General features: G+C 45.1%; 5 protein-coding genes. 2 read left to right on the top strand and 3 right to left on the bottom strand.

The annotated features are described in order from the left end of the window. Positions 1-184: 184 nt before the first annotated feature. Complete coding sequence (locus CAG69_RS01045) at positions 185-1,702, bottom strand: fumarate hydratase (RefSeq protein ID WP_005376905.1); 1,518 nt, start codon at positions 1,700-1,702, stop codon at positions 185-187. 270 nt (positions 1,703-1,972) lie between these two features. Between CAG69_RS01045 and pabB the strand changes: the two genes are divergently transcribed. Next, a complete protein-coding gene (pabB, locus tag CAG69_RS01040) occupies positions 1,973-3,334 on the top strand; it encodes an aminodeoxychorismate synthase component I (protein WP_202600662.1) in 1,362 nt (453 codons plus the stop codon). Positions 3,335-3,707: 373 nt separating this feature from the next. Here the strand turns inward: pabB and CAG69_RS01035 are convergent, their stop codons facing one another. Then, a complete protein-coding gene (locus CAG69_RS01035) occupies positions 3,708-5,408 on the bottom strand; it encodes an ATP-binding protein (protein WP_161442278.1) in 1,701 nt (566 codons plus the stop codon). A 7-nt stretch (positions 5,409-5,415) separates the two neighbouring features. After that, positions 5,416-5,955: a heme NO-binding domain-containing protein gene (locus tag CAG69_RS01030; RefSeq protein ID WP_012841652.1), complete on the bottom strand. Its 540-nt coding sequence runs from the start codon at positions 5,953-5,955 to the stop codon at positions 5,416-5,418. A gap of 242 nt (positions 5,956-6,197) precedes the next feature. Between CAG69_RS01030 and CAG69_RS01025 the strand changes: the two genes are divergently transcribed. Then, positions 6,198-6,751 (top strand): CoA pyrophosphatase (locus tag CAG69_RS01025; RefSeq protein ID WP_161442280.1); only part of this gene is annotated, 554 nt, incomplete at its 3' end.

The raw sequence follows: 6,751 nt of genomic DNA, 5'->3' as shown, positions 1-6,751 counted from the left end.
AAACGAGGCATGCCGTCTCCTAATTATTGTTCGCATAACGTTTGATTGCTATGCCCTGAGGTTTATATCTACATTATATAGACAAAAAGTGCAGTTTTCGCTGCACTTTTGTCAAATGTTTGCTAGGTAAATCAGCACCTTGTCACATTCTCTCTACTGAGACAATGTAAGATTACCGTTTACCTTACGCTTCCATCTCTTGAATTTTCACTTTCCAAGTGTCTGGACCGATTTGGTGCGCGTTAACGCCATTTGAGTCTACAGCCACTGTTACTGGCATATCTTCAACTTCAAATTCGTAAATCGCTTCCATACCTAAATCTTCAAATGCGACAACGCGAGCTTTCTTGATCGCTTTCGCAACCAAGTACGCAGCACCACCGACAGCCATTAGGTAAACCGCTTTGTGATTCTTGATAGATTCAACCGTTGCAGGGCCACGCTCAGCTTTACCGATCATGCCCATGATGCCGGTCTTTTCTAGCATCATGTCGGTGAATTTATCCATACGCGTAGATGTTGTTGGGCCAGCAGGACCAACGACTTCATCACCAACTGCATCGACAGGGCCTACGTAGTAAATGAACTTACCGTTGAGATCTACGCCTTCAGGTAGACCTTCACCATTATCTAGCATGCCTTGAATACGTTTATGCGCAGCATCACGACCAGTCAGAATTTTACCTGATAGAAGAACCGTTTCGCCTGTCTTCCACTCTTGTACTTCTTCTTTAGTAATTGTGTCTAAGTTTACGCGACGCGTATTTTCGCCCGCTTCCCAAGTGATGTCTGGCCAATCTTCTAGTTTAGGTGGTGTTAGCTCTGCTGGGCCGCTGCCATCAAGTGTGAAGTGTACGTGACGAGTCGCCGCACAGTTCGGGATCAAACAAACAGGCTTAGAAGCCGCATGCGTTGGCGCCGTTTTGATTTTGACGTCGACAACAGTCGTCAAACCACCAAGGCCTTGCGCACCGATACCAAGTTTGTTCACGCGATTGAAGATATCAAGACGAAGTTCTTCTTCTGCGTTTTGTGGGCCACGGTCAATAAGCTCTTGAATATCGATGTGTTCCATTAGAGATTCTTTTGCCAATACTGCTGCTTTTTCAGCCGTACCGCCAATACCAATACCAAGCATGCCTGGTGGACACCAGCCCGCGCCCATTGTTGGTAGCGTTTTCTCTACCCACTCAGCAATATCGTCAGATGGGTTTAGCATCACCATCTTAGTTTTGTTTTCACTACCGCCGCCCTTCGCTGCGATCTGAATTTCAACTTTATCGCCCGGAACCATGTTGATGTGTACGACAGCAGGCGTGTTGTCTTTGGTATTAATACGTTTACCGGCAGGATCCATAAGTACTGACGCACGCAACGGGTTGTCTGGGTTCGTATACGCTTGTCGAACACCTTCATCTACCATCTGCTGAACCGTCATGTCGGTTGAGTCCCATTGCACGCCCATACCGATGTTGACGAAACACGTCACGATACCAGTATCCTGACAAATTGGTCGGTGACCTTCTGCGGACATTCGGGAGTTAATTAGGATCTGAGCAATCGCGTCTTTAGCGGCTTGGCTCTCTTCGCGGTGATAGGCTTTTTCAAGAGCTTGAACAAAGTCTAGCGGGTGGTAGTAAGAAATATACTGTAGCGCATCAGCGACACTGCTGATCACATCCTGCTTGCGTATTACCGTCATTACATGCCTCGTTATAGTTATGCTTCCATTATTAGCTTGGCTTCAATCGTGTTTGTTGAGCTTATTGCTCTTTTGAGCTTCGTTTTTTATAAACAATTGTCGAACGGCTGATATCGACACACGAAACGCTGAAGTCGCCTACTTGTAAACCATCTCAAAACCCTATGAATAGAGGGAGTTTGGCTATACAGAGGAATATGATACTCTTGCTGCCCATGACATGCCATGCAGTGAACGATCTCTTTGTCACAAATTACACAAATGAACAACATGGACAATCAATTCATTGATTTTAAAGCTCTGGAATACGCACCAGAGTTTGCTCTTCACCTCTTTTCTCGCATTCAACACCTGCCTTGGGCGATGTTGCTGCGTTCTGCATCAGAAACGCATATCGATAGCCGCTTCGATGTGTTGGTTGCCAACCCAATTGCAACGTTAGAAACCACTGCCGAAAGCACACAAGTTGAAACGCCATCGAATGCCTATTCAACTCAAGATGACCCATTCGCGCTGCTTCATCAGTTGCAAGAACAGTGGCTTCCTCACGTTGAGTTAAATAAAGAATTGGATTTGCCTTTTGTCGGCGGAGCGCTCGGTTACTTCAGTTACGATTTAGGTCGACACGTAGAAACGATGCCAGAACTGGCCGAAAAGGATCTCAACACGCCGGATATGGCGGTAGGTCTTTATGAATGGGCCGTCGTTGTTGACCACAAGCTTAAAAAAGCCTGCCTAGTCGGTCAGAATATCGAGCAAGCTTGGCAATGGTTAGACGAGCAAGAAGCAGAGCAAAGCGTAGACTTCGCTCTGTCTGGTGATTGGCAGTCAAACATGACGAAAGAGAGCTACGCTACTCGCTTTGACAAGGTGCAAGAATACTTGTTGAGCGGTGACTGCTATCAGATCAATTTGGCGCAACGTTTTAACGCACCGTATCAAGGCTGTGAGTGGCAAGCGTATCTAAAATTAGAGTCCGCCAACCAAGCGCCATTTTCCGCTTTTATCCGTATGCCAGAGTCTTCGATTTTGAGTATCTCTCCAGAGCGCTTTTTAGAACTCAAAGATCGTGTCATTGAAACGAAACCAATCAAAGGTACTCGCCCACGCAGCGAAGATCCAAAGCAAGATAACGCTAATGCCCATGACTTGCAGACAGCGGAAAAAGATCAGGCCGAAAACCTAATGATTGTCGATTTGCTGCGTAATGACATTGGTCGAGTTGCATCACCAGGTAGCGTTCACGTGCCAAAGCTGTTTGAGATTGAAAGCTTCCCCGCAGTGCATCATTTGGTGAGCACCATTCGTGCGAAGTTGGATGAGCAATACTCTCCTGCGGATTTGCTGCGAGCGTGTTTTCCAGGCGGTTCAATTACCGGCGCACCTAAAGTTCGCGCAATGCAGATCATTGAAGAATTGGAGCCGCATCGACGCAGCGCGTATTGCGGCAGTATTGGCTACATTTCTCGCCATGGTCGTATGGATACCAGCATCACCATCCGCACTCTCGTAGCGGAGAATCACAAACTGTACGCTTGGGCAGGCGGCGGCGTCGTTGCAGATAGCGATTGCGCCTCTGAATATCAAGAAACGTTGGATAAGCTCTCAAAGATTTTGCCGGCGCTGCAATAGTAGGTTTCGCCAAATGGCAACGGCCTATGAATCCTGCTAACGAAAACAAGCAAAAACGCCTCCAGTACGGATAATGCCGCTCGTTTAACAGCGAGTGGGCATATTTCTGTATCTCGTAATCCTGTACAGCGACAAAGGAGCGTGATGTAGGCTCTTCTATTCAAGCACTTTATGGTCAAATTTGTTTCATTATCCGCTCAGCGTGCTGCTAATAGATTCTTAGTCTCGCCAAGGCTCGCTAGAATGACCTAAAAAACATCGTTAAATGATCGGCATTATCTCCAGTATGGAGCGTTTTTTGTGTGTTTTATTTACAGGTATTTTGGCTTTTAGCCGCTGGCTAACAAGAGTCCGTTTTTTTAAGAGGCAGCGTCTACTGCTCAAGCCACTTACACATGATCTGTTCAATATCGGTTGCGGTGTACGGCTTAGTGAGGATGTCGTCCATGCCTGAATCAATGCACTTTTGACGCTCTTCGATGGTAGTGCCAGCGGTTAATGCAATAATAGGATGAGTAAAGCCACGCTCTCTCAGATACATCGTCGCCTCATAACCGTCCATTTCTGGCATTCGGCAATCCATAAATATCAGATCGTAATCTTTGTTTTTCACCGCTTCTAAGGCTTCTTTCCCATTGGCTTTTAAATCAGGCGTAATGTCGAGTTTTTTCAGCATTTGAGTAACTATCACTTGGTTCATTCTGATGTCATCAACCACCAATATTGAGCGTCCTGCCAAATCACTTCGCTCTATAGTAGCTAATTCCCCCTCTGCTGCGCCTTGGGCTTGCCCCTCCTTTAGAGGAATAGAGACTTTAAAGGTGGTACCTTTGCGTTCTTCACTTTCAAAGCTAATCTCGCCCTGCATCAAATCCACTAGATTTTTACAAATCGCAAGGCCCAAACCTGAGCCTTCAAAACTGCGCTTCGCCGAGCGATCTACTTGCACAAATGGGTCAAATAATGAGGGCTGCGCTTCTATCGGGATGCCAATACCCGTGTCTTCAACCTCAAAATGCGCAATACCGTTTATCCACTCCACTCGCAGCACCACCCCACCCAAATGAGTAAACTTAATAGCATTGCCCACCAAGTTGACCAAGATCTGTGTAATTCGCTCTAAGTCACCAACTAAAAACTCGGGAATACCGAGCTTTTTATCGATGGAGAAATGAATTCGCTTTTCTGCTGCTTTAGCTGAAAATACGCCCATGATGGCTTTTTCAAGCTCTTCCCAAGCAAAGACCTTATCGATGATTTCCATCATACCGGCATTCATCTTGCTGAAGTCGAGAAGATCGTTAATGATGACCCTCAACAAGTCTCCCGATTGAGTCAAGTTGTTTAGGTAATGGCGTTGCTCTTCACCTAACTGTGTTCGACTTAGTAGTTCAGCACTACCTAATACGCCATTAAGAGGTGTACGCAACTCGTGGTTAATCATGGCGACAAACTCTTTCGTCGCTTTTTCCGATTCCTCTGCCCGCTTTCGCAGTTCCACTTCTCGCTCTAAACTCAAATGACGGCCAATGACCCCATGAACCAAATCCGATACCAGCTCCATCTGTTTGGAAATAAAAGACTGATCGATTTGATCCAACTGAACAGAGAAGATCAACTCCCCTACTGTTTGCTTGTCAATGATGATAGGCAAATGCAAGTTCTCCCCCTGCCAATTGGGGACAGTCTTAATCGTATTCTCATGGCGAAGCTGTAAATGACCAAAATGATGTCGGCGCAAAGAAGAAAGTTTTGTGGAATCAAGATGTAAGTAAGCCGCAGAAATGATTGAGTTCGAAGTGAGCTGCTCAATAAAACTAGCAATCATGGCTTCATCAAACGTGCTCGACAAAAAAGTTCGACCAAACTTAATCAGCGTCGCGTCAACTTTCTCTTCGAACTCAAACTTGCGTAAATCCTTTTTTGATTTCAACTCAAGCTTTTTTAAAGCAACACTTAGCTGTTGAGTAGATTCATAAAGTTCGAAGCTCTTCTGCTCCAATAACCGCTCAGCTGCTTTTCTTGATTCGATTTCTCGTTTGAGTTTCCTTTCTAGCGAGGAACTTCCTGTCATATCGTTCTTATTGTGCCTCTAACCAAAAGCGGACCTGGCTACCATCTTCTGACTGGTTTTGGTGTTTGATATGAATAACTTCACCAAAGTGCGCTGCGCAGCCTTTTATTAGACCTAAACATACGTGAGACATGCACCGCGCACTCCGATAATCAAACACCATGTTTGATTGAGTCTCGCTGATAAAATCAAACTGAGGAGGATTAGCATCTGGGTAGAGCTTTTTGACCTCGACATGAATAAAATCTTCAACATGGCGAACAAATTGAAATGTCGTTTCACACTGCTGCAAACTGGCATGACTAGGAATCGAGCGAAGTAAATTCAAAAAAACGCACTCTCCAAATACTTCTTGCAGTTGTTCAGGCGGAATACCAGATACTTTACTGAGATTCACAATCAATTTAACCAAGTCTTTATGATCGTAACTGCCAACTGCCGTATAAATCCCTTCGTCATTAGAAAGATCGAGCACTTGGTCTAACACATCGAGACCAAACTTCTCTTCCACTAACTCCATGAACTCGGTGAAAATAATCCCTTTCATTAGTCAATACTTGCCCTGTGGTGACCTCTTAAAATAAAGAATGGTTTATAACCTTATAAGTTTCAAATTATTATACCCAAGCAGAGTGAGACACACGACACAAAGCAGGGAAAGAACCAATGGACGTGCTTTGGTATTGCCGTACTACTACTTTAATACCGTACCAACGGCGATAGCACCGCGCCTCTTGCGGCCATTGAGTATAATAAATAGTGGTTAGGCACAATAAATAAGGATTTGGTTTGGTTATCGACAAAACTCAATTACTGCAAAACTTTCAATTTCGGCTTCCAACGGGTTACCACAAAGAGTCCCTCGCGCGACTGAAATGGATGAAAGGAAAATCACTGCGAGACGCAGCAGTCTTAATTGGTTTTGTAGAGCGCCCGGAGGGGCTACAGGTCATTTTGACAAAGCGAGCAGCACACTTGCGTCATCATCCGGGACAAATCAGTTTCCCCGGCGGTAAGTTTGAGCAGGAAGATCATCATCTAATCAATACGGCATTAAGAGAAACCAAAGAAGAGATCGGCATAGAAGATGAACATATTCATGTATTTGGCCAGCTTCCAACATTGCCAACGATTAGTCAGTTTAATGTGACACCGTTTTTGGCCTTTATTTCTCCTGAGTATAAAACGCATATTGACCCAAATGAGGTGGAGTCCGTTTTTGAAGTTCCTGCCAACCACATTCTGAATCCGACAAAGTTGTACAGCACCAAGTTTGACCTAAAAAACAGCAGTCATCGTGTATTTGCTATCCCATATAGACAGCATTTCATCTGGGGCATGAC

The organism is Vibrio sp. V43_P6S15P86, assembly GCF_009904725.1.
Taxonomy (GTDB): domain Bacteria; phylum Pseudomonadota; class Gammaproteobacteria; order Enterobacterales; family Vibrionaceae; genus Vibrio; species Vibrio diabolicus.
This window is presented reverse-complemented; position numbering and strand designations above follow the sequence as displayed.